The 24,741-nt window shown below is 54.5% G+C and carries 21 protein-coding genes; 16 read left to right on the top strand and 5 right to left on the bottom strand.

The window, feature by feature from the left end; all coding sequences use genetic code 11:
- Window positions 1-264: 264 nt before the first annotated feature.
- The 5 genes from leuD to leuL form a co-directional block, all read right to left on the bottom strand.
- Window positions 265-870: a 3-isopropylmalate dehydratase small subunit gene (gene leuD, locus QEN32_RS18070; protein WP_000818267.1), complete on the bottom strand. Its 606-nt coding sequence runs from the start codon at window positions 868-870 to the stop codon at window positions 265-267.
- A 10-nt stretch (window positions 871-880) separates the two neighbouring features.
- Window positions 881-2,281 carry a 3-isopropylmalate dehydratase large subunit gene (gene leuC / locus QEN32_RS18065; RefSeq protein WP_001140632.1) on the bottom strand — a complete coding sequence of 467 codons (1,401 nt, stop codon included), beginning with the start codon at window positions 2,279-2,281 and terminating at the stop codon, window positions 881-883.
- A 2-nt stretch (window positions 2,282-2,283) separates the two neighbouring features.
- On the bottom strand, window positions 2,284-3,375 hold the full coding sequence (gene leuB, locus QEN32_RS18060; RefSeq protein WP_265322009.1) for a 3-isopropylmalate dehydrogenase: 1,092 nt from the start codon (window positions 3,373-3,375) through the stop codon (window positions 2,284-2,286).
- A complete protein-coding gene (gene leuA / locus QEN32_RS18055; RefSeq protein ID WP_000082819.1) occupies window positions 3,375-4,946 on the bottom strand; it encodes a 2-isopropylmalate synthase in 1,572 nt (523 codons plus the stop codon). Before leuA ends, leuB begins: the two co-directional genes overlap by 1 nt.
- An 87-nt stretch (window positions 4,947-5,033) precedes the next feature.
- Entirely contained in the window at window positions 5,034-5,120 is an 87-nt protein-coding gene (leuL, locus tag QEN32_RS18050; protein ID WP_001575587.1) for a leu operon leader peptide, read from the bottom strand.
- Between the two features lie 656 nt (window positions 5,121-5,776).
- Here leuL and leuO point away from each other — a divergent pair.
- The 16 genes from leuO (at window position 5,777) to QEN32_RS17970 (ending at window position 24,740) form a co-directional block, all read left to right on the top strand.
- On the top strand, window positions 5,777-6,721 hold the full coding sequence (leuO, locus tag QEN32_RS18045; RefSeq protein WP_001115420.1) for a transcriptional regulator LeuO: 945 nt from the start codon (window positions 5,777-5,779) through the stop codon (window positions 6,719-6,721).
- A gap of 321 nt (window positions 6,722-7,042) precedes the next feature.
- Window positions 7,043-8,767, top strand: coding sequence for an acetolactate synthase 3 large subunit (gene ilvI, locus QEN32_RS18040; RefSeq protein ID WP_000425610.1), 1,725 nt, complete (start codon window positions 7,043-7,045; stop codon window positions 8,765-8,767).
- A 2-nt stretch (window positions 8,768-8,769) separates the two neighbouring features.
- A complete protein-coding gene (gene ilvN / locus QEN32_RS18035) occupies window positions 8,770-9,261 on the top strand; it encodes an acetolactate synthase small subunit (protein ID WP_001563086.1) in 492 nt (163 codons plus the stop codon).
- 284 nt (window positions 9,262-9,545) lie between these two features.
- A complete protein-coding gene (cra, locus tag QEN32_RS18030) occupies window positions 9,546-10,550 on the top strand; it encodes a catabolite repressor/activator (protein ID WP_000762406.1) in 1,005 nt (334 codons plus the stop codon).
- Window positions 10,551-11,155: 605 nt separating this feature from the next.
- Window positions 11,156-11,614 carry a division/cell wall cluster transcriptional repressor MraZ gene (mraZ, locus tag QEN32_RS18025; RefSeq protein WP_000488294.1) on the top strand — a complete coding sequence of 153 codons (459 nt, stop codon included), beginning with the start codon at window positions 11,156-11,158 and terminating at the stop codon, window positions 11,612-11,614.
- Between the two features lies 1 nt (window position 11,615).
- Window positions 11,616-12,557 (top strand): 16S rRNA (cytosine(1402)-N(4))-methyltransferase RsmH, encoded by a 942-nt coding sequence (gene rsmH / locus QEN32_RS18020; RefSeq protein ID WP_000970444.1) that lies wholly within the window; start codon window positions 11,616-11,618, stop codon window positions 12,555-12,557.
- Complete coding sequence (ftsL, locus tag QEN32_RS18015; protein WP_000625651.1) at window positions 12,554-12,919, top strand: cell division protein FtsL; 366 nt, start codon at window positions 12,554-12,556, stop codon at window positions 12,917-12,919. The genes rsmH and ftsL overlap by 4 nt, the downstream gene beginning before the upstream one ends.
- 15 nt (window positions 12,920-12,934) lie before the next feature.
- The gene (ftsI, locus tag QEN32_RS18010) at window positions 12,935-14,701 is read left to right on the top strand and encodes a peptidoglycan glycosyltransferase FtsI (RefSeq protein WP_000642235.1); all 1,767 of its coding nucleotides are present in this window, start codon (window positions 12,935-12,937) and stop codon (window positions 14,699-14,701) included.
- Window positions 14,688-16,175: a UDP-N-acetylmuramoyl-L-alanyl-D-glutamate--2,6-diaminopimelate ligase gene (gene murE / locus QEN32_RS18005; RefSeq protein ID WP_280144435.1), complete on the top strand. Its 1,488-nt coding sequence runs from the start codon at window positions 14,688-14,690 to the stop codon at window positions 16,173-16,175. The genes ftsI and murE overlap by 14 nt, the downstream gene beginning before the upstream one ends.
- Complete coding sequence (murF, locus tag QEN32_RS18000; RefSeq protein ID WP_000626640.1) at window positions 16,172-17,530, top strand: UDP-N-acetylmuramoyl-tripeptide--D-alanyl-D-alanine ligase; 1,359 nt, start codon at window positions 16,172-16,174, stop codon at window positions 17,528-17,530. The genes murE and murF overlap by 4 nt, the downstream gene beginning before the upstream one ends.
- On the top strand, window positions 17,524-18,606 hold the full coding sequence (gene mraY, locus QEN32_RS17995) for a phospho-N-acetylmuramoyl-pentapeptide-transferase (RefSeq protein WP_000964138.1): 1,083 nt from the start codon (window positions 17,524-17,526) through the stop codon (window positions 18,604-18,606). Before murF ends, mraY begins: the two co-directional genes overlap by 7 nt.
- Before the next feature lie 2 nt (window positions 18,607-18,608).
- On the top strand, window positions 18,609-19,925 hold the full coding sequence (murD, locus tag QEN32_RS17990; RefSeq protein ID WP_247249563.1) for a UDP-N-acetylmuramoyl-L-alanine--D-glutamate ligase: 1,317 nt from the start codon (window positions 18,609-18,611) through the stop codon (window positions 19,923-19,925).
- Window positions 19,925-21,169, top strand: coding sequence for a cell division protein FtsW (gene ftsW, locus QEN32_RS17985; protein WP_001239803.1), 1,245 nt, complete (start codon window positions 19,925-19,927; stop codon window positions 21,167-21,169). Before murD ends, ftsW begins: the two co-directional genes overlap by 1 nt.
- Complete coding sequence (gene murG / locus QEN32_RS17980; protein WP_052867545.1) at window positions 21,166-22,233, top strand: undecaprenyldiphospho-muramoylpentapeptide beta-N-acetylglucosaminyltransferase; 1,068 nt, start codon at window positions 21,166-21,168, stop codon at window positions 22,231-22,233. Before ftsW ends, murG begins: the two co-directional genes overlap by 4 nt.
- Before the next feature lie 118 nt (window positions 22,234-22,351).
- Window positions 22,352-23,827 carry a UDP-N-acetylmuramate--L-alanine ligase gene (murC, locus tag QEN32_RS17975; protein ID WP_265322007.1) on the top strand — a complete coding sequence of 492 codons (1,476 nt, stop codon included), beginning with the start codon at window positions 22,352-22,354 and terminating at the stop codon, window positions 23,825-23,827.
- Window positions 23,820-24,740 (top strand): D-alanine--D-alanine ligase, encoded by a 921-nt coding sequence (locus tag QEN32_RS17970; RefSeq protein ID WP_000763895.1) that lies wholly within the window; start codon window positions 23,820-23,822, stop codon window positions 24,738-24,740. Before murC ends, QEN32_RS17970 begins: the two co-directional genes overlap by 8 nt.
- The last annotated feature ends 1 nt before the right edge of the window (window position 24,741 follow it).

Raw genomic sequence — 24,741 nt, 5'->3', positions numbered from 1 at the left:
AATATCTGCTGGCTTTTTTTATTTCGGCTGTTTCTGGATGACGACGATGGGACGGCGTCTCAACGGGATTTATGCGGCGGTTTCTGTGGTCACGCAGGTGGTGAGCGGGCGAGTAAAAGACGTATAAAAAATGCCGGAATATCCCCGGCATGAGCGACTGATGAGTAACCCGGCGCTTGATGGCGCTACGCTTATCAGGCCTACAGGATATAGTGGCAACCTGGTGATATTGCATAACCTGTAGGCCCGGTAAGGCGTCAAGGGTTACCGCATAAATGCCGGTTGTTTATTTTCGTAGGCGGCAATCGCGTCTTCGTGCTGCAGCGTCAGCCCAATGCTGTCCAGACCGTTCAACATGCAGTGGCGGCGGAAGTCGTCGATTTTAAAGCTGTAGGTTTTATCGCCTGCTTTTACCACCTGTGCTTCCAGATCCACTTCAAATTTAATGCCCGGATTGGCTTTCACCAGAGCAAACAGCTCATCGACCTGTGCGTCGCTCAGGGTTACCGGCAGCAGTTGGTTGTTAAAGCTGTTGCCGTAGAAAATGTCGGCGAAGCTTGGCGCGATCACCACTTTAAAGCCGTAATCGGTCAGCGCCCACGGCGCGTGTTCGCGCGACGAGCCGCAGCCAAAGTTTTCTCGCGCCAACAGAATCGACGCGCCTTGATATTCCGGAAAGTTCAACACGAATTCCGGATTTGGCTGTTGACCCTTTTCGTCCAGGAAGCGCCAGTCGTTAAACAGATGGGCGCCAAAACCGGTGCGCGTAACCTTCTGCAAAAACTGTTTAGGGATAATTGCATCGGTATCGACGTTGGCGGCATCCAGTGGGACAACCAGGCCGGTATGCTGGGTAAATTTCTCTGCCATGGTAGTTTCCTTATTTGATGCTGCGAATGTCGGCGAAGTGGCCGGTAACGGCGGCAGCGGCGGCCATCGCCGGGCTGACTAAATGCGTGCGACCCCCGCGGCCCTGACGGCCTTCAAAGTTACGGTTGCTGGTGGAGGCGCAGCGCTCGCCCGGGTTCAGGCGGTCATTATTCATGGCCAGGCACATGGAACAGCCCGGTAAGCGCCATTCAAATCCTGCTTCGATAAAGATCTTGTCCAGACCTTCCGCTTCCGCCTGCGCTTTCACCGGACCTGAACCCGGCACCACCAGCGCCTGCACGCCAGGCGCAACTTTGCGCCCTTTGGCGACTTCCGCCGCCGCGCGCAAATCTTCAATACGCGAATTGGTACAAGAGCCGATAAAGACTTTATCGATAGCAACGTCCGTTAACGGTACGCCCGGCTGTAAGCCCATATAAGCCAGCGCTTTTTCGGCGCTGGCGCGTTCAACCGGATCGCTAAAGGAGGCGGGATCGGGGATGATGTCGGTGACGGAAATCACCTGGCCCGGATTAGTGCCCCAGGTCACCTGCGGCGCGATTTCTTCTGCCCGCAGGGTGACGACAGTATCAAAGGTCGCGCCGTCATCGGTTTTCAGCGTTTTCCAGTACTCGACGGCTTCGTCAAAATCGCGGCCCTTCGGCGCGTGCAAACGCCCTTTTACGTAGTTGAAAGTGGTTTCATCCGGGGCGACCAGACCGGCTTTGGCGCCCATCTCAATCGCCATATTGCACAGCGTCATGCGGCCTTCCATACTCAGCGCGCGGATAGCGTCGCCGCAAAATTCAACCACGTGCCCGGTGCCGCCGGCGCTGCCGGTTTTACCGATGATCGCCAGCACGATGTCTTTGGCGGTAATGCCCGGTGCGGCGTTGCCCGTGACTTCAATCTTCATGGTTTTAGCGCGCCCCTGTTTCAGGGTTTGCGTCGCCAGTACATGTTCTACCTCAGAAGTGCCGATGCCGAAGGCCAGCGCGCCAAACGCGCCGTGGGTGGCGGTGTGGGAGTCGCCGCAGACGATGGTCATGCCCGGCAGGGTGACGCCCTGTTCCGGCCCCATCACATGGACGATGCCCTGATACGGGTGATTCAGGTCATACAGTTCGACGCCGAACTCGTTACAGTTCTTAATCAGCTCCTGCATCTGGATACGCGCCATTTCACCGGAGGCATTAATGTCTTTAGTCTGCGTCGAGACGTTGTGATCCATCGTGGCGAAGGTTTTCCCTGGCTGACGTACCGGACGATGGTGCGCGCGCAGACCGTCAAACGCCTGCGGAGAGGTGACTTCATGCACCAGGTGGCGGTCGATGTACAGCAGCGGCGTTTCGTTTGGCGCCTCAAAGACCACGTGGGCATCAAATAATTTTTCGTATAACGTTTTGGCCATGATTACACCCCTTCTGCGACATAGCGGGCGATAATATCGCCCATCTCATCGGTACTGACTGCGGCAGCCCCCCTGGCTAAATCGCCGGTGCGAACGCCCTCTTCTAATGCGCGATTGATCGCCTGTTCAATGGCCGTTGCCGCATCGTTGGCATCCAGGCTGTAACGCAGCAGCAGCGCCAGCGACAGGATCTGCGCAATTGGATTGGCGATATTTTTCCCGGCGATATCCGGCGCGGAGCCGCCAGCCGGTTCATACAGGCCAAATCCTTGCTCGTTCAGGCTGGCGGAGGGCAACATCCCCATTGAGCCGGTGATCATGGCGCATTCGTCGGACAGAATGTCGCCGAACAGGTTAGAGCACAGCAGGACGTCAAACTGCGACGGGTCTTTAATCAACTGCATGGTGGCGTTATCGATATACATGTGCGCGAGTTCCACATCGGGATACGTTTTCGCGACATCATTGACGATTTCACGCCACAGGATAGAGCTTTGCAGTACGTTGGCTTTATCAATAGAGGTGACTTTACGGCGGCGTTTACGCGCCGATTCAAAGGCGATACGGGCAATGCGCTCGATCTCAAAGCGGTGATAAACTTCGGTATCAAAGGCTTTTTCGTACTGACCGCTGCCTTCACGGCCTTTTGGCTGTCCGAAATAGATCCCGCCGGTCAGCTCGCGCACGCACAGGATATCGAAACCGTTAGCGGCGATATCGGCGCGCAACGGGCAAAATGCTTCCAGTCCCTGATACAGTTTCGCCGGACGCAGGTTACTGAATAATTTGAAATGTTTGCGCAGCGGCAGCAGGGCGCCGCGCTCCGGCTGGCCTTCCGGGGGCAAATTTTCCCATTTCGGGCCGCCGACGGAGCCAAACAGAATGGCATCCGCCTGCTCGCACCCTTCAACGGTGGCTTTCGGCAGTGGATGACCATGACTGTCGATAGCAATACCGCCGACGTCATAGCGGCTGGTGGTGATACGCATATCAAAACGGCTGCGTACCGCATCCATAACTTTCAGGGCTTGCGCCATGACTTCCGGGCCGATACCGTCGCCCGGCAGTACGGCAATATGATAGTTCTTCGACATTACACGGTTTCCTTGTTGTTCTCTTTATTTTGAGCTTTGCGTTGCAATTCTTTTTCAACTTCGGCGGCGCGCCAGATATTGTTCAGTACGTGCACCATCGCTTTGGCGGAGGATTCGACGATATCCGTCGCCAGCCCGACGCCGTGGAAGCGGCGACCATGATGGTTCACGACGATATCGACCTGACCCAGCGCGTCTTTGCCCTGGCCTTTGGCGTTCAGGTCGTATTTAACCAACTCAACGTCGTAGCCAGTGATGCGGTTAATCGCCTGATAGATGGCGTCGACCGGGCCGTTGCCGTTCGCCGCTTCGGCCTTGATCTCTTCACCACAGGCCAGCTTCACGGAAGCGGTGGCGATATCGCTGGAGCCGGACTGCACGCTGAAGTAATCCAGACGGAAATGCTCTGGTTCTTCTTGCTGTTTATTAATAAATGCCAGCGCTTCCAGGTCATAGTCGAACACCTGGCCTTTTTTGTCCGCCAGCTTCAGGAACGCGTCGTACAGGTGGTCCATGTTGTAGTCTGTGTCCTTGTAACCCATCTCTTCCATGCGATGTTTCACGGCGGCACGGCCAGAGCGGGAGGTCAGGTTCAGCTGTATCTGGTTCAGACCGATGGACTCTGGCGTCATGATTTCATAGTTTTCGCGGTTCTTGAGGACGCCATCCTGGTGGATGCCGGAAGAGTGGGCAAAAGCGCCGCTGCCGACAATCGCTTTGTTGGCCGGGATCGGCATGTTACAGATCTGGCTGACGGTCTGGCTGGTGCGCCAGATTTCGTGGTGATTGATGTTGGTGTGTACGTTCATGATGTCTTTGCGCACTTTAATCGCCATGATCACTTCTTCCAGTGCGCAGTTACCGGCACGTTCTCCGATACCGTTCATCGCGCCTTCAACCTGACGCGCGCCCGCATGTACTGCCGCCAGCGAGTTGCCTACTGCTATCCCTAAATCGTCGTGGGTATGAACGGAGATGATAGCTTTGTCGATATTGGGGACACGTTCATACAGGCCGGAAATGATTCCCGCAAACTCAAACGGCATGGTATAGCCCACGGTATCGGGAATATTAATGGTTCTCGCGCCGGCGTTTATAGCGGCTTCCACCACGCGCGCCAGATCGTCAACAGGCGTCCGGCCAGCATCTTCGCAGGAGAACTCTACGTCATCAGTGTAATTACGCGCCCGCTTAACCATGTATACCGCGCGTTCGATGACCTCATCCAGCGTGCTGCGCAGCTTGGTGGCGATGTGCATTGGCGAGGTGGCGATAAAAGTATGGATGCGAAACGCGTCGGCGACCTTCAGCGCCTGTGCCGCGACGTCGATGTCTTTTTCTACACAACGCGCCAGGGCGCAAACGCGGCTGTTTTTGATGGTGCGGGCGATGGTTTGGACAGATTCAAAATCACCCGGAGAAGAGACCGGGAAGCCTACTTCCATGACATCAACACCCATGCGCTCAAGGGCCAGGGCAATCTGCAGCTTCTCTTTCGCGCTCAGGCTGGCCTGTAACGCTTGTTCGCCGTCGCGTAAGGTCGTATCAAAAATAATGACTTGCTGGCTCATGATGTGGTCCTTGTCTCCAGGGGCGCCTTGCGTCAGGCATAAAAAAACCCGCGCAACGGCGCGGGTTTTGTTTGACTTCGAGCTGACTTAATGTTGAATGCCGCCCACCGGTCTACCGCGCACAATAAATGCGTTGAGTAGTAGTAGCCCAGTGAAACGAACGATATGTGACATTAATTCAGCTCCAGCGAATGCGTTATGCTTTTAGTGGTACTGGATATGCCGTTTAATGTCAACTCTATTTTCTGTCGCCATTGCATTTTGTTGGCTATATCCGGATACGTACTTTAGCTAATTGTGCTGGGCTGCGCGTCCAATAAAGGATAAAAGAACGAGTGGACATTCATACTTTTCATTGTTTGAAATATTTAGGCATTTTTGTTTGCAAATTGGTTAGGGGAATGGCCTGTTAAAGGTATGCTAAAGGTTTGGTTTATCTTTTTGATTTGTTTTATATTTTAACAAATAACCTTGTTTACTTAATGGATAAGGATAAAGTTATTGATAAATTAATGTTAACTTTTTAGCTATTAATAATATAAACATTTAATTGAAACTTAAATGATCATTCACTTGGTGTATGATTGTATATTCGCCATAGTTATGGTTATATTGCTTGCGTAATTTAAACATTATGAATCGCAATGGTGTGACTCAGGACACATTACGCTTGCGCTGGCATTCTATTTGTCTCTGTCAGCGTCTTTATGTTTTCCGAATTTTAACGCTTTCCCTTTTTCTTATTTTATATGCATGGTAAATCATATTTTCAGGAATTATTTCTGCCTTCAGCCAGAAAAAGGGAGTTAAGCGTGACAGTGGAGTTAAATATGCCAGAGGTCAAAACCGAAAAGCCGCATCTTTTAGATATGGGCAAACCACAGCTTCGCATGGTTGATTTGAACCTATTGACCGTGTTCGATGCGGTAATGCAAGAGCAGAATATTACGCGCGCCGCCCACACGCTGGGAATGTCGCAGCCTGCGGTCAGTAACGCCGTAGCGCGTCTGAAGGTTATGTTTAATGACGAACTTTTTGTTCGATATGGACGAGGAATTCAGCCAACTGCCCGTGCATTTCAGTTATTTGGTTCAGTCCGTCAGGCGTTGCAATTGGTGCAAAATGAATTGCCGGGATCGGGGTTTGAGCCGACCAGCAGCGAACGTGTATTCAATCTTTGCGTGTGCAGTCCGCTGGATAATATCCTGACGTCACAGATTTATAATCGTGTAGAAAAAATTGCGCCAAATATTCATGTCGTTTTTAAAGCGTCGTTGAATCAGAATACTGAGCATCAGTTACGCTATCAGGAAACCGAGTTCGTTATTAGTTATGAAGAATTCCGTCGTCCTGAGTTTACCAGCGTACCGCTATTTAAAGATGAAATGGTTTTAGTCGCCAGCCGAAAACACCCGCGTATTAGCGGCCCGCTACTGGAAGGCGATGTTTATAATGAACAACATGCGGTTGTTTCTCTCGATCGTTATGCGTCATTTAGTCAGCCGTGGTATGACACGCCGGATAAACAGTCGAGCGTGGCTTATCAGGGCATGGCGCTTATCAGCGTTCTGAACGTGGTTTCGCAGACGCATTTGGTCGCTATTGCCCCGCGCTGGCTGGCGGAAGAGTTTGCGGAATCGCTGGATCTGCAAATATTGCCGTTGCCTTTAAAACTGAATAGCCGGACATGCTACCTTTCCTGGCATGAAGCGGCTGGGCGTGATAAAGGGCACCAATGGATGGAAGATTTATTAGTTTCTGTTTGTAAGCGATAAAACCGGGCAGAATAAATCAGAAACAAATTCTGGTTTATTCTGCTTTTTAGCGTATATCAAAAATTTTATGCTGAATTAACGGTGAGCGATTCTTTTCGTCGTTGTGAAAAATAGATGAATTGCTGTAAGTCTGCATTTATAAGCGATTATTTATTACCTGGTGTGATTCAGACGGAGTATTTCTCCATTTCTTCTCTTCTTGCCTCCTGATTATTCTAACCTTCCCCATCTTTACGTCATTCCACCCAATTGCCAGGCGTGATAGCGAGCGGTTAAGGTGTCCGTCAAACCGTGATGACAGGTATAAAGTGGAGGCAAGCCGTGGAGATGTTGTCTGGAGCCGAGATGGTCGTCCGATCGCTTATCGATCAAGGCGTAAAGCAGGTGTTCGGCTATCCTGGAGGCGCAGTGCTTGATATTTATGATGCGCTACATACCGTTGGAGGGATCGATCATGTGCTGGTGCGTCATGAGCAGGCCGCGGTGCATATGGCGGATGGCCTGGCGCGAGCCACTGGCGACGTTGGCGTGGTGCTGGTGACTTCCGGACCGGGAGCGACCAATGCGATTACCGGGATTGCTACGGCCTATATGGATTCCATTCCGCTGGTGATTCTTTCCGGCCAGGTCGCCACCTCATTGATTGGCTATGATGCCTTTCAGGAGTGCGACATGGTGGGGATTTCCCGACCGGTGGTCAAACATAGCTTCCTGGTCAAACAGACGGAAGATATTCCCCAGGTGCTTAAAAAGGCCTTCTGGCTGGCGGCAAGCGGACGTCCTGGGCCGGTGGTCGTGGATTTGCCGAAAGACATTTTGAATCCGGCGAAAAAAATGCCGTATGCCTGGCCGGAGACGGTCAGTATGCGCTCTTACAATCCCACAACATCAGGACATAAAGGACAAATTAAGCGTGCCTTGCAAACGCTGGCGTCGGCAAAAAAGCCGGTGGTCTACGTTGGGGGAGGGGCGATAAGCGCGGCCTGCTATGCGCCGCTGCGCCACATCATTGAAATCTTTAACCTGCCGGTGGTCTCTTCATTAATGGGACTGGGCGCGTTTCCTGCTACTCATCGCCAGTCGTTAGGAATGCTGGGAATGCATGGCACTTATGAAGCCAATATGACCATGCATAACGCCGACGTGATTTTCGCTGTTGGCGTACGATTTGACGACCGCACGACGAATAATCTCGCTAAATATTGTCCGAACGCGACGGTATTACACATCGACATTGACCCGACGTCCATATCCAAAACGGTTAACGCTGATATCCCGGTGGTGGGCGATGCCCGCCTGGTACTGGAACAAATGCTGGAGCTACTGGCGCAGGATGCGCCGTCTCAGCCGCAGGATGATATTCGCGACTGGTGGCAGCAGATAGAGATCTGGCGCGCCCGTCAGTGCCTGAAATATGACGCGGAAAGCGAAAGCATTAAACCCCAGGCGGTGATTGAAACCCTCTGGCGTCTGACGAAGGGCGACGCGTACGTGACGTCCGATGTAGGACAACACCAGATGTTTGCTGCTCTCTATTACCCGTTCGATAAACCACGTCGCTGGATTAATTCCGGCGGGCTCGGCACGATGGGTTTTGGCCTACCGGCTGCGCTGGGCGTTAAAATGGCCCTGCCGAAAGAAATGGTGGTCTGCGTGACCGGCGATGGCAGTATACAGATGAACATTCAGGAGCTGTCGACAGCCTTACAGTATGAACTGCCGGTACTGGTTCTGAACCTGAACAACCGTTATCTGGGGATGGTGAAACAGTGGCAGGATATGATCTATTCCGGTCGCCATTCTCAGTCTTATATGCAGTCGTTACCGGATTTTGTGCGCCTGGCGGAAGCATATGGCCATGTCGGGCTGCAGATTAACCGTCCGGATGAGCTGGAAAGTAAACTCAGCGAAGCCCTTGAGCATGTGCGTAATAACCGACTGGTGTTCGTCGATGTCACCGTTGATGGCAGCGAGCATGTCTATCCGATGCAGATTCGCGGGGGCGGGATGGACGAAATGTGGTTAAGCAAAACGGAGAGGACCTGATGATGCGCCGGATTTTATCGGTATTACTGGAAAACGAATCTGGGGCGTTATCGCGGGTTATCGGCCTCTTTTCGCAACGCGGATATAATATTGAAAGCCTGACCGTCGCGCCGACAGACGATCCGACGTTGTCGCGCATGACTATCCAGACGGTAGGCGATGAAAAAGTGCTTGAGCAAATTGAAAAGCAGCTGCACAAGCTGGTTGATGTGCTGCGCGTCAGCGAGCTGGGACAGGGAGCGCACGTTGAGCGGGAAATCATGCTGGTGAAAATCCAGGCCAGCGGCTATGGACGGGAAGAGGTGAAGCGTAATACGGAAATTTTCCGTGGTCAGATTATTGACGTTACGCCAACGTTGTATACCGTTCAACTGGCGGGCACCAGCGATAAACTGGATGCTTTTCTGGCCTCGCTGCGCGACGTGGCGAAAATTGTTGAAGTGGCGCGTTCAGGCGTCGTCGGGCTTTCGCGCGGCGATAAGATTATGCGCTGAGCAGATTCGCCGGATGACGACGCGGTTGCGTTTTATCCGGTCTACAGGCTGATATCTGGCCCAGGTCCGATAAGCGTAGCGCCATCAGGCAGGTTTGCCGGATATCAGCCAACAGGAATTATCGCCCAACCCAATATCACCGGTTGGGCTTTTTTTTTGCGAAATCCGTGGTAACCCGGAATAAAAGCGGTTGCCGGAGTGATCAAACTGCGCTTAGATGTTAACGATTTTAACCCATGCCGACATAAAGGTTATGGTTTGTACAATTTACACAAGGGGCAATTGTGAAACTGGATGAAATCGCTCGGCTGGCCGGTGTCTCGCGCACAACTGCAAGCTACGTTATAAACGGTAAAGCAAAGCAATACCGCGTGAGCGACAAAACCGTAGAAAAAGTCATGGCGGTAGTGCGTGAGCACAATTACCATCCTAACGCTGTGGCTGCCGGGCTGCGTGCTGGACGCACACGTTCCATTGGTCTGGTGATCCCGGACCTTGAAAACACGAGCTACACCCGTATCGCAAACTATCTTGAGCGCCAGGCACGCCAGCGTGGCTACCAACTGCTGATCGCCTGTTCTGAAGATCAGCCGGATAACGAAATGCGCTGCATTGAGCACCTTTTGCAACGCCAGGTGGATGCAATCATTGTTTCAACTTCGTTACCGCCGGAGCATCCCTTCTATCAACGCTGGGCCAACGATCCGTTCCCCATCGTCGCGCTCGACCGCGCGCTGGATCGCGAACATTTCACCAGCGTGGTCGGCGCCGATCAGGATGATGCCGAGATGTTGGCGGAAGAGCTGCGTAAATTCCCGGCGGAAACGGTGCTTTATTTGGGCGCGCTGCCGGAGTTGTCCGTCAGTTTCCTGCGCGAGCAGGGGTTCCGCACCGCATGGAAAGACGATCCGCGGGAGGTGAATTTCTTATATGCCAACAGCTATGAGCGCGAAGCCGCCGCGCAGTTGTTTGAGAAATGGCTGGAAACGCATCCTATGCCGCAGGCGCTCTTTACGACATCGTTCGCGCTATTACAGGGCGTGATGGACGTTACGCTGCGGCGCGATGGAAAACTGCCTTCGGATTTAGCGATTGCGACCTTTGGCGATCATGAGCTGCTGGATTTTCTGCAATGCCCGGTACTGGCGGTGGCGCAGCGTCATCGTGATGTCGCGGAACGCGTGCTGGAGATTGTGCTGGCAAGTCTTGATGAACCGCGTAAACCGAAACCCGGCTTAACGCGTATTCGGCGAAACCTGTATCGTCGCGGCATTCTGAGCCGTAGCTAAAGGACCGGCGGTAAAAGACTCTCTCTTCTGCCGCCGTCAAACAAATGCGTATCAGTAAAAATATCCCTTAAATAATTAAGATTATTCCTTAAAATTATCCGAAAATTCTTTTTTATTACCTTTCTTTTGTCCGAAATCGTCCATATTCCACTAATTAAGACGTAACGAGTCTTTTCCTTTGTCTTGTTTTGTTACAAGCAGGCAAGAAATCGTCGAATTAACAGCCACTTTTTGTCTTTGGCGCGACAGTCGCTCGTAGGCGCTGGTATAGCAGGCGCTGCACACGTTAAACAGGCACTGTTAACACGGTGCAATATGTCCTAAAATGCCGCTCGCGTCGCAAACTGACACTTTATATTTTTCTCGGATTATATTGAGTCCGTTTTAAACGGCGGTGGGTCTTTGGTTTTTTTCTTACAAATATTCATAACGTTAATTTGACTTGCACGCTGGGTGGAAATTAATCAACGCAGATATTCGCCGTAAACCTTGGCTTTTTTACTTAGGTAAGCGTTGTGACTTGCTTGACAAGCTTTTCCTCCGCTCCGTAAACTCCTTCGAGTGGGAATTTGTGGGATAAAGTGGTAAGAAGGGGTGAGACTGGCATGTTCCGGGGGGCAACGTTAGTCAATCTCGACAGTAAAGGGCGCCTGACCGTGCCGACCCGTTATCGGGAGCAACTGATCGAGAGCGCTACCGGTCAAATGGTATGTACCATTGACATCCATCACCCATGCCTGCTGCTTTACCCCCTGCCTGAATGGGAAATTATTGAGCAAAAGTTATCTCGTCTGTCGAGCATGAACCCGGTAGAACGTCGCGTACAGCGTTTACTGTTGGGCCATGCCAGCGAATGTCAGATGGATGGTGCAGGTCGATTACTGATCGCGCCAGTTCTGCGGCAACATGCCGGACTGACGAAAGAAGTGATGCTGGTTGGACAGTTCAACAAATTTGAGCTGTGGGATGAAACGACCTGGTATCAACAGGTCAAGGAAGATATCGACGCTGAACAGTCAGCTACCGAAACGTTATCGGAGCGGCTGCAGGACTTGTCTCTATAAGATGATGGAAAATTTTAAACACACTACGGTACTGTTGGATGAAGCCGTTAATGGGCTGAATATTCGTCCGGATGGTATCTATATTGATGGCACATTTGGTCGCGGCGGCCACTCGCGCCTGATCCTCTCGCAACTGGGCGAAGAGGGGCGCTTGCTGGCGATCGATCGCGATCCGCAGGCGATCGCCGTTGCGCAGACCATTAATGATCCTCGCTTCTCCATCATTCATGGACCTTTTTCCGCGTTGGCTGATTATGTAGCCGAGCGCGAGCTTACCGGCAAGATTGACGGGATCCTTCTCGATCTTGGCGTCTCTTCTCCGCAGCTTGACGATGCGGAGCGCGGTTTTTCATTTATGCGCGACGGTCCGCTGGATATGCGAATGGACCCGACGCGCGGCCAGTCTGCCGCCGAGTGGTTACAAACGGCGGAGGAGGCGGATATCGCCTGGGTGCTGAAAACATTCGGCGAGGAGCGTTTTGCCAAACGTATTGCTCGCGCCATTGTTGAGCGCAATCGCGAACAGCCGATGACCCGCACCAAAGAGCTGGCTGAAGTGGTTGCGGCGGCGACCCCGGTAAAAGACAAATTCAAACATCCCGCGACCCGTACCTTCCAGGCGGTGCGCATCTGGGTAAACAGTGAACTGGAGGAGATAGAGCAGGCGCTAAAAAGCTCGCTCAGCGTACTGGCCCCAGGCGGGCGGCTTTCAATCATCAGTTTCCACTCGCTGGAAGACCGTATTGTGAAACGCTTTATGCGTGAGCAAAGCCGCGGTCCGCAGGTGCCGGCGGGATTACCGATGACGGAAGCGCAGCTCAAAAAACTGGGCGGTCGTGAGTTACGAGCGTTAGGCAAGTTGATGCCGGGTGAAAAAGAGGTAGCTGAAAATCCTCGGGCCCGTAGTTCAGTTCTGCGTATCGCAGAGAGGACGAACGCATGATCAGCAGAGTGACAGAAGCCCTAAGCAAAGTGAAGGGATCGATAGGAAGCAACGAGCGCCATGCCTTGCCTGGCGTGATCGGTGACGATCTTTTGCGGTTCGGGAAGCTGCCACTCTGCTTGTTCATTTGCATCATTTTAACGGCGGTGACGGTGGTCACGACGGCGCACCATACTCGTTTACTCACCGCGCAGCGTGAACAACTGGTTCTGGAGCGCGATGCATTGGACATTGAATGGCGCAACCTGATCCTTGAAGAAAATGCGCTCGGCGATCACAGCCGGGTGGAGCGGATCGCAACGGAAAAGCTGCAAATGCAGCATGTTGATCCGTCCCAAGAAAATATCGTAGTGCAAAAATAAGGATAAACGCGACGCATGAAAGCAGCGGCAAAAACGCAAAAATCGAAGCGCCAGGAAGAACAGACCAACTTCATCAGTTGGCGTTTTGCGTTGCTGTGCGGCTGTATTTTACTGGCGCTGGTTTTTTTACTTGGACGCGCGGCGTGGCTACAGATTATCGCCCCGGATATGCTGGTGCGTCAGGGCGATATGCGTTCGCTGCGTGTTCAGGAAGTCTCCACCTCACGCGGTATGATTACCGACCGTTCCGGGCGTCCACTGGCGGTCAGCGTACCGGTTAAAGCGATCTGGGCCGACCCGAAAGAAGTTCATGACGCCGGCGGCATCAGCGTCGGCGATCGCTGGAAAGCGCTTTCTACTGCGCTCAATATTCCGCTCGATCAGCTCTCCGCCCGTATCAACGCCAACCCGAAAGGGCGTTTTATTTATCTGGCGCGCCAGGTAAATCCTGACATGGCGGACTACATCAAAAAACTCAAACTGCCGGGGATTCATTTGCGTGAAGAGTCCCGCCGCTACTACCCGTCAGGAGAAGTAACCGCTCACCTCATCGGTTTTACCAACGTCGACAGTCAGGGGATTGAAGGCGTTGAAAAGAGCTTTGATAAGTGGCTTACCGGTCAGCCTGGCGAGCGAATCGTGCGTAAAGACCGCTATGGTCGCGTGATTGAGGATATCTCCTCCACTGACAGTCAGGCAGCGCACAACCTGGCGTTAAGCATTGATGAACGCTTACAGGCGCTGGTTTACCGCGAACTGAACAACGCGGTGGCGTTTAACAAGGCGGAATCCGGTAGCGCGGTGCTGGTCGATGTCAATACCGGTGAAGTACTGGCGATGGCGAATAGCCCTTCCTATAACCCCAACAACCTTGCCGGTACGCCGAAAGACGCGATGCGTAACCGTACCATCACCGACGTGTTTGAACCGGGTTCTACGGTTAAGCCGATGGTGGTGATGACTGCGCTTCAGCGCGGTATCGTCAACGAAAATACGGTGTTGAATACCGTTCCATACCGAATTAACGGCCACGAAATTAAAGACGTGGCGCGCTACAGCGAATTAACCCTGACCGGGGTTCTACAGAAGTCGAGTAACGTCGGTGTATCCAAACTGGCGTTAGCGATGCCGTCCTCAGCGTTAGTAGATACTTACTCACGTTTTGGGCTAGGAAAGGCGACCAATTTGGGGTTGGTCGGAGAACGCAGTGGCTTATATCCTCAAAAACAACGGTGGTCCGACATAGAGAGGGCCACCTTCTCTTTCGGCTACGGGCTAATGGTAACGCCGTTACAGTTAGCGCGAGTCTATGCAACGATCGGCAGCTATGGCATTTATCGCCCGCTGTCGATTACCAAAGTTGATCCGCCTGTACCCGGCGAACGCATCTTCCCTGAATCCACCGTACGCACCGTGGTGCATATGATGGAAAGTGTAGCGCTGCCGGGCGGCGGCGGCGTGAAGGCGGCAATTAAAGGCTACCGTATCGCGATTAAAACCGGTACGGCGAAAAAAGTGGGGCCGGACGGTCGCTACATCAACAAATACATTGCTTACACCGCAGGCGTCGCGCCTGCGAGTCAGCCGCGCTTCGCGCTGGTGGTTGTCATCAACGATCCGCAGGCGGGTAAATACTACGGCGGCGCCGTTTCCGCGCCGGTATTTGGTGCCATCATGGGCGGCGTTCTGCGCACCATGAACATCGAACCGGACGCGCTGGCAACGGGCGAAAAAAATGAATTCGTAATTAATCAAGGCGAGGGAACAGGTGGCAGATCGTAATTTGCGCGACCTTCTTGCTCCGTGGGTGGCTGGACTACCCGCGCGAGACCTGCGAGAGATGACGCTCGACAGCCGTGTGGCTGCGGCGGGCGATCTCTTTGTGGCAGTGGTGGGTCATCAGGCGGACGGGCGTCGATATATCCCGCAGGCGATAGCGCAAGGCGTAGCTGCCATTATTGCAGAGGCGAAAGACGAGGCGACCGACGGTGAGATTCGCGAAATGCACGGCGTACCGGTCGTCTATCTCAGCCAGCTCAATGAGCGTTTATCTGCGCTGGCGGGCCGCTTTTACCATGAGCCATCTGAAAACATGCGTCTGGTGGCGGTGACCGGCACCAATGGCAAGACCACCACCACCCAACTACTGGCGCAGTGGAGCCAGTTGCTCGGCGAAACCAGCGCAGTGATGGGGACGGTAGGTAACGGACTGTTGGGTAAAGTGATCCCGACGGAGAACACAACCGGTTCCGCTGTGGATGTTCAGCATGTGCTGGCCAGTCTGGTTGCGCAGGGCGCGACCTTCGGCGCGATGGAAGTCTCTTCTCACGGCCTGGTGCAGCATCGCGTGGCGGCGTTGAAATTTGCCGCCTCCGTGTTTACTAATTTGAGCCGCGACCATCTCGACTATCATGGCGATATGGCGCATTACGAGGCGGCAAAATGGATGCTTTATTCCACCCACCATCACGGTCAGGCAATCGTCAACGCCGATGATGAAGTTGGACGCCGCTGGCTGGCGTCGCTACCCGATGCGGTCGCGGTTTCAATGGAAGGGCATATCAACCCTAACTGTCACGGTCGTTGGCTGAAAGCGGAGGCGGTGGAGTACCACGACCGCGGAGCGACGATTCGTTTTGCTTCAAGCTGGGGTGAAGGCGAAATCGAAAGCTGCCTGATGGGCGCGTTTAACGTCAGCAACTTACTGCTGGCATTGGCGACGCTGCTGGCGCTGGGCTATCCGTTAACGGATTTGCTGAAAACCGCCGCGCGTTTGCAGCCGGTTTGCGGGCGTATGGAAGTGTTCACTGCGCCTGGCAAACCGACGGTGGTGGTGGATTACGCACACACGCCGGATGCGCTGGAAAAAGCGTTGCAGGCGGCGCGCCTGCACTGCGCCGGAAAATTGTGGTGCGTCTTTGGCTGTGGCGGGGATCGTGACAAAGGTAAGCGTCCACTCATGGGGGCCATTGCCGAAGAATTCGCGGATATCGTCGTGGTGACTGACGATAACCCGCGTACCGAGGAGCCGCGCGCCATTATCAACGATATTCTGGCCGGAATGCTGGACGCCGGGCAGGTCAGGGTAATGGAAGGCCGCGCTGAGGCGGTAACCAATGCCATTATGCAGGCAAAAGACAATGACGTCGTGCTGATTGCAGGTAAAGGGCACGAGGATTACCAGATTGTCGGCACGCAGCGTCTTGATTATTCAGACCGCGTGACCGCAGCGCGTTTGCTGGGGGTGATCGCATGATTAGCGTAACACTCAGCAAAATTGCCGATGTCCTTGGCGCCGAACACCGCGGGGCGGATCTCACGCTCGATACGGTCATTACCGACACACGGAAAGTGACGCCGGGATGCCTGTTCGTGGCGCTGAAAGGGGAACGCTTTGATGCGCATGATTTTGCTGATAAAGCAAAAGCGAACGGCGCTGGCGCCCTGCTGGTCAGTCGTCCTCTGGATATCGATCTCCCGCAGGTGATTGTAAAAGACACGCGTCAGGCATTTGGCCAACTGGCCGCCTGGGTACGTATGCAGGTACCGGCGCGGGTGGTGGCGTTAACCGGTTCGTCCGGCAAAACCTCGGTCAAAGAGATGACCGCCGCGATTCTTAGCCAGTGCGGAAATACTCTGTATACCGCAGGCAATTTTAACAACGACATCGGCGTGCCGATAACGCTGCTGCGCTTAAACCATGATTATGACTATGCGGTGATCGAGTTAGGCGCTAATCACCAGGGAGAAATCGCCTGGACCGTTAGCCTGACGCGCCCGGAAGCGGCGCTGGTCAATAACCTGGCGGCGGCGCATCTGGAAGGTTTCGGCTCGTTGGCCGGCGTGGCGAAAGCGAAAGGCGAAATCTATACCGGTTTGCCTGAGAACGGTATCGCGATTATGAATGCCGATAATAATGACTGGCTGAACTGGCAAAGCATTATTGGCGATCGTCAGGTGTGGCGCTTTTCGCCGAATGCGGCAAACAGCGACTTTACCGCTGCGAATATCCACGTGACGTCACACGGTACCGAATTTACCCTGCAAACGCCGATGGGCAGCATTGATGTGCTGCTGCCGTTGCCGGGGCGGCACAATATTGCCAACGCGCTGGCGGCCGCTGCTTTATCAATGGCGGTGGGGGCGACGCTGACGGCGGTTAAAGCAGGGCTGGCGGCGTTAAAAGCCGTACCCGGGCGTCTGTTCCCGATTCAGCTAAGTGAAAACCAACTGGTACTGGATGACGCTTATAACGCCAACGTCGGTTCGATGACCGCCGCAGTGCAGGTCCTTTCTGAAATGCCCGGCTACCGCGTGCTGGTGGTAGGCGATATGGCCGAGCTGGGCGCAGAAAGCGAAGCGTGCCACCTCCAGGTTGGCGAGGCCGCAAAAGCGGCGGGTATTGATCGCGTGTTAAGCACCGGAAAACTCAGTCAGGCTATCAGCCACGCCAGCGGCGTCGGCGAACATTTTGCCGATAAAGCCGCGCTCATTGCGCGTTTACACGCTCTGCTTCAGGAGCAACCGATGATGACTATTTTAGTGAAAGGATCACGCAGCGCCGCGATGGAAGATGTGGTTCATGCGTTACAGGAGAAAGGTTCATGTTAGTTTGGCTGGCCGAGCATTTGGTCAAATATTATTCCGGCTTTAACGTCTTTTCTTATCTGACGTTTCGCGCCATCGTCAGCCTGTTGACCGCGCTGTTCATCTCTTTATGGATGGGCCCGCGTATGATCGCTCGTCTGCAAAAACTCTCTTTTGGCCAGGTGGTACGTAACGATGGCCCGGAATCGCACTTCAGTAAACGCGGTACGCCGACGATGGGCGGCATCATGATCCTGACGGCGATTGTGATTTCCGTTCTGTTATGGGCTTACCCGTCTAACCCGTACGTCTGGTGCGTGCTGGTGGTATTGATTGGCTACGGCATTATCGGTTTTGTCGATGATTACCGCAAAGTGGTGCGGAAAGATACCAAAGGGCTGATTGCGCGCTGGAAATATTTCTGGATGTCGGTTATCGCGCTCGGCGTGGCCTTTGCGCTTTATCTCGTCGGGAAAGACACGCCCGCGACCCAACTGGTGGTGCCGTTCTTTAAAGATGTTATGCCGCAATTGGGGCTGTTTTACATTCTGCTGTCCTACTTTGTCATCGTCGGTACGGGTAACGCCGTAAACCTGACCGACGGGCTTGATGGTCTGGCGATTATGCCGACTGTTTTCGTTGCCGCCGGCTTTGCGCTGGTGGCCTGGGCGACCGGGAACATGAACTTCGCCAATTACCTGCATATTCCGTATTTACGCCATGCGGGCGAGCTGGTGATTGTCTGTACGGCGATTGTCGGCGCGGGATTAGGATTCTTGTGGTTTAACACCTATCCGGCGCAGGTTTTTATGGGCGACGTCGGATCGCTGGCGTTGGGCGGCGCGTTGGGCATTATCGCCGTGCTGCTGCGTCAGGAATTTCTGCTGGTGATCATGGGCGGCGTCTTTGTGGTGGAAACTCTGTCGGTCATCCTGCAGGTGGGTTCCTTTAAACTACGCGGACAGCGTATTTTCCGTATGGCGCCTATCCATCACCACTATGAACTGAAAGGCTGGCCGGAACCGCGCGTGATTGTGCGCTTCTGGATTATTTCGCTGATGCTGGTGCTGATTGGCCTGGCAACGCTGAAGGTACGTTAATCATGGCTGATTACCAGGACAAAAACGTCGTCATTATTGGTCTGGGCTTAACCGGACTCTCTTGCGTGGACTTTTTTCTCGCCCGCGGCGTGACGCCGCGGGTGATGGATACTCGCGTGACGCCGCCGGGTCTGGATAAGCTGCCGCAAGAGGTTGAGCGTCACGTTGGCGGCCTGAACGACGAGTGGCTCTTAGGGGCGGATTTAATCGTCGCCAGCCCTGGTATTGCTCTGGCGCATCCCTCTCTTAGCGCTGCCGCCAGCGCTGGAGTGGAAATTGTCGGCGATATCGAACTGTTTTGCCGCGAAGCGCAAGCGCCGATTGTGGCCATCACCGGCTCGAACGGCAAAAGCACCGTGACCACCTTAGTGGGCGAGATGGCGAAAGCGGCGGGCGTCAATGTCGGCGTTGGCGGCAATATCGGTCTTCCGGCGCTGATGCTGCTGGATGCCGATCGCGAATTGTACGTGCTGGAATTATCCAGTTTCCAACTGGAAACCACGTCAAGTTTGCAAGCGGCGGCGGCAACGGTGCTCAACGTCACTGAAGATCATATGGACCGGTATCCGTTTGGTTTGCAACAGTACCGGGCGGCGAAACTGCGCGTCTACGAGAAGGCGAAAGTGTGCGTAGTGAATGCCGATGATGCGTTGACGATGCCGGTTCGTGGGGCCGATGAGCGCTGCGTCAGCTTTGGCGTCAATATGGGTGATTATCACCTTAATCGTCAGCAGGGCGAAACCTGGCTGCGAGTCAAAGGCGAGAAGGTGCTGAACGTGAAAGAGATGAAGCTTTCCGGGCAGCATAACTATACCAATGCGTTAGCGGCGCTGGCGCTGGCGGATGCCGTAGGTCTGCCGCGCGCCAGCAGTTTGAAGGCGTTGACGACATTTACCGGTCTGGCGCATCGCTTCCAGCTGGCGTTGGAGCATAACGGCGTACGTTGGATCAACGACTCGAAAGCGACCAACGTCGGCAGTACCGAAGCGGCGCTAAACGGTTTGCATGTGGACGGTACGCTGCATCTGCTGCTGGGCGGCGACGGTAAGTCGGCAGACTTTTCTCCGCTGGCGCGCTATCTGACCGGCGATCGTATCCGCCTGTATTGCTTTGGGCGCGATGGGGCGCAGCTTGCCGCACTGCGTCCGGAAATCGCCCAACAGACTGAGACGATGGAAGAGGCGATGCGTTTGTTGGCGCCGCGCGTTCAGCCGGGTGATATGGTGCTGCTGTCGCCCGCCTGCGCCAGCCTCGATCAGTTTAAAAATTTTGAGCAACGGGGCGATGTCTTTACCCGTCTGGCGAAGGAGTTAGGTTGATGCGTTTATCTCTCCCCCGTCTGAGAATGCCGCGCGTACCAGGCTTTGGCCTCCTGGCCTGGCTGTTTGCGGCGCTTAAAGGCTGGGTGATGGCTTCGCGCGATAAAGACGCCGACAGTCTGATCATGTATGACCGCACGCTGCTATGGCTGACCTTTGGGCTGGCGGCGATTGGTTTTGTCATGGTGACGTCGGCCTCCATGCCAGTCGGGCAGCGCCTGGCGAACGATCCGTTTTTGTTTGCCAAACGTGATGCGCTCTATATCTTCCTGGCATTTTGTCTGGCGATGGTCACGCTACGTTTGCCCATGACCTTCTGGCAAAAATACAGCACGACGATGCTGATTGCGTCGATCATTATGCTGCTTATCGTGCTGGTCGTCGGGAGCTCGGTTAACGGGGCGTCGCGCTGGATTGCGCTGGGGCCGCTGCGTATTCAGCCTGCGGAGTTTACCAAGCTGTCGCTGTTCTGCTACCTCGCGAACTATCTGGTGCGTAAGGTTGATGAGGTGCGAAATAACCTGCGCGGCTTTTTAAAACCAATGGGCGTGATTCTGGTGCTGGCGGTGTTACTGCTGGCGCAGCCTGACCTCGGGACGGTGGTCGTACTGTTTGTCACCACGCTGGCGATGCTGTTTCTCGCCGGGGCGAAATTATGGCAGTTCATCGCCATTATCGGGATGGGCATCTCGGCGGTGATTCTGTTAATCCTCGCCGAACCGTATCGTATTCGCCGCGTTACCTCGTTCTGGAACCCCTGGGAAGACCCGTTCGGCAGCGGTTATCAGCTGACGCAGTCGCTGATGGCTTTTGGTCGCGGTGAGATATGGGGGCAAGGGCTGGGGAATTCGGTGCAGAAACTGGAGTATTTGCCGGAGGCGCACACCGATTTCATCTTCGCCATTATTGGGGAAGAACTGGGTTATATCGGTGTGGTATTGGCGCTTTTAATGGTATTCTTCGTCGCTTTTCGCGCGATGTCGATTGGCCGTAAGGCATTGGAGATTGACCACCGTTTTTCCGGATTTTTAGCGTGTTCTATCGGTATCTGGTTTAGTTTCCAGGCGCTGGTAAACGTTGGCGCGGCCGCGGGGATGCTGCCGACCAAAGGTCTTACGCTGCCGCTGATCAGTTATGGCGGGTCGAGTCTGTTGATTATGTCGACGGCCATTATGTTTTTATTACGTATTGATTATGAAACGCGTCTGGAAAAAGCGCAGGCGTTTACACGAGGTTCTCGATGAATGGTCAACCGAAGCGGTTAATGGTGATGGCGGGCGGTACCGGCGGGCACGTGTTCCCGGGACTGGCCGTTGCGCATCATTTAATGGCCCAGGGCTGGCAAGTTCGCTGGCTGGGTACCGCCGATCGTATGGAAGCGGATTTAGTGCCGAAGCATGGCATCGACATTGACTTTATTCGGATCTCCGGTCTGCGCGGTAAAGGCGTAAAAGCGCTTCTGGCGGCGCCGCTGCGGATTTTTAACGCCTGGCGGCAGGCTCGGGCGATCATGAAGCGGTTTAAGCCGGATGTCGTGCTGGGAATGGGCGGTTATGTTTCCGGCCCCGGCGGTCTTGCCGCCTGGTCATTGGGTATTCCGGTCGTTTTGCATGAGCAAAACGGTATCGCCGGGCTAACCAATCAGTGGCTGGCCAAAATCGCGACCACGGTGATGCAGGCGTTTCCCGGTGCGTTTCCGAACGCGGAAGTGGTGGGTAACCCGGTGCGTACCGACGTACTGGCGTTGCCGTTGCCGCAGGTGCGTCTGGCCGGTCGTGACGGCCCGATTCGCGTGTTGGTGGTCGGCGGTTCTCAGGGGGCGCGAGTCCTGAACCAGACGATGCCGCAGGTTGCCGCCAGACTGGGCGATACGGTTACAATCTGGCATCAAAGCGGAAAAGGCGCGCAGCTCACGGTAGAGCAGGCATATGCCGGGGCGGGACAACCGCAGCATAAGGTGACGGAATTTATCGATGACATGGCCGCCGCCTATGCGTGGGCGGATGTGGTGGTATGTCGTTCCGGCGCTTTAACGGTGAGCGAGATCGCCGCCGCCGGGTTACCGGCGATATTCGTGCCGTTTCAGCATAAAGACAGGCAGCAGTACTGGAATGCGCTGCCGTTAGAAAACGCCGGCGCAGCTAAGATTTTTGAGCAGCCGCAGTTTACTGTAGAGGCTGTCGCCGACACCCTGGCGGGGTGGTCGCGCGAGGCGTTGTTAACCATGGCGGAGCGTGCCCGCGCGGTATCCATTCCGGATGCTACCGAGCGCGTCGCCAGTGAAGTCAGCCGGGTTGCCCGGACATAATTTGTGGCGGTGCCTTTTGCATCGCAGGGTTTTTCTACCCTCAATAATTTGGGTTGCAGGCAAGCCAACGCATCTGCAATTTGAAGTATGGCGGGTATTGGAGTTAATGGCGTAAAGAATGAATACACAACAACTGGCAAAACTGCGTTCCATCGTGCCCGAAATGCGTCGCGTTCGGCACATTCACTTTGTCGGCATCGGTGGTGCTGGTATGGGCGGTATTGCCGAAGTTCTGGCCAATGAAGGGTATCAGATCAGTGGTTCCGATTTAGCGCCGAATCCGGTGACCCAGCAGTTGACGAGCCTGGGGGCGACGATTTTCTTTAACCATCGTCCGGAAAATGTGCGTGATGCCAGCGTGGTCGTCGTTTCCAGCGCAATTTCCGCGGATAACCCGGAAATTGTCGCGGCGCATGAAGCGCGTATTCCGGTTATTCGTCGTGCGGAAATGCTGGCGGAACTGATGCGTTTTCGCCACGGCATCGCCATTGCCGGGACGCACGGAAAAACCACAACGACCGCGATGGTGTCCAGTATTTATGCCGAAGCGGGGCTGGACCCGACTTTCGTGAATGGCGGTCTGGTGAAAGCCGCAGGCGTTCATGCGCGTCTGGGCCATAGTCGTTACCTGATTGCCGAGGCAGATGAGAGCGACGCGTCCTTCCTGCATTTGCAGCCGATGGTCGCGATCGTCACCAACATCGAAGCCGACCATATGGATACCTATCATGGCGACTTTGAAAATTTAAAGCAGACGTTTATTAACTTCCTGCATAACCTGCCGTTCTACGGTCGCGCGGTAATGTGCGTCGACGATCCGGTCATCCGCGAGCTGCTGCCGCGGGTGGGGCGTCAGACCACGACGTATGGCTTTAGCGAGGATGCTGACGTCCGCGTAGAAGTTTATCAGCAGATAGGGCCGCAGGGGCACTTTACGCTGTTGCGCCAGGGAATGCCGGATCTGCATGTCACGTTGAATGCGCCGGGTCGCCACAATGCCCTGAATGCCGCTGCGGCAGTGGCGGTAGCGACCGAAGAAGGCATCGCCGATGACGCTATCCTGCGCGCGCTGGAAAGCTTCCAGGGGACCGGGCGTCGTTTTGACTTCCTCGGCGAGTTCCCGCTTGAGCCGGTGAATGGTAAAGCCGGGACGGCGATGCTGGTGGATGACTATGGCCATCATCCGACTGAAGTAGACGCCACCATTAAAGCTGCGCGAGCAGGGTGGCCGGATAAAAACCTGGTGATGCTGTTTCAGCCGCACCGTTACACGCGCACGCGCGATCTGTATGACGATTTCGCCAATGTGCTGACCCAGGTCGATGCGCTGCTGATGCTGGACGTTTACCCGGCGGGCGAAGCGCCGATTCCGGGCGCGGATAGCCGTTCTTTATGTCGTACGATTCGTAATCGGGGAAAAATTGACCCGATTCTGGTTTCCGATCCGGCTCAGGTTGCGACAATGTTAGCGCCGGTGCTGACGGGTAACGACTTGATATTAGTGCAAGGCGCAGGAAATGTTGGCAAAATTGCGCGTTACTTATCTGAAATCAAGCTGAAGCCGCAAATCCAGGAGGAAGAGCAACATGGCTGATAAAATCGCGGTCCTGTTGGGCGGAACCTCTGCGGAGCGGGACGTTTCGTTAAATTCCGGCGCGGCAGTGTTGGCCGGGTTACGTGAAGGCGGCATTGATGCGCATCCCGTCGATCCGCAAGAGGTCGATGTCGCGCAGCTTAAAGCAATGGGCTTTCAGAAGGTCTTTATTGCGTTGCATGGCCGTGGCGGTGAAGATGGCACCTTACAGGGAATGCTTGAACTGCTCGGCCTGCCTTATACCGGCAGCGGCGTGATGGCCTCGGCGCTTTCCATGGATAAACTGCGCAGTAAATTGCTGTGGCAGGGCGCAGGCTTACCGGTTGCGCCGTGGGTCGCGCTGACGCGCGCTGAGTTTGAAAAAGGTCTTAGCGAAGAACAAAAAGCGCGAATTTCGGCGCTGGGTTTACCGCTGATCGTCAAACCCAGCCGTGAAGGCTCCAGCGTCGGTATGACGAAAGTAGTAGAAGAAAATGCTTTACAGGGTGCGTTATCATTGGCTTTTCAGCATGATGACGAAATACTGATTGAGAAATGGCTGTGCGGTCCGGAATTTACGGTGGCGATAGTTGGCGAAGAAATTTTACCGTCAATTCGTATCCAACCGGCAGGAACCTTCTATGATTATGAGGCGAAGTATCTCTCTGATGAGACTCAGTATTTCTGCCCTGCCGGTTTAGAAGCGTCCCAGGAAGCCGCGCTACAGTCTCTCGTCCTGCAGGCATGGAAAGCTTTAGGCTGCACGGGATGGGGGCGTATTGACGTCATGCTGGACAGCGATGGTCAGTTTTATCTGCTGGAAGCCAATACTTCTCCGGGGATGACCAGCCATAGTCTGGTGCCGATGGCGGCGCGTCAGGCGGGAATGAGCTTCTCGCAGTTAGTGGTACGAATTCTGGAGTTGGCGGACTGAT

The organism is Salmonella sp. SA14318, assembly GCF_029866905.1.
GTDB lineage: Bacteria > Pseudomonadota > Gammaproteobacteria > Enterobacterales > Enterobacteriaceae > Salmonella > Salmonella enterica.
This window is presented reverse-complemented; position numbering and strand designations above follow the sequence as displayed.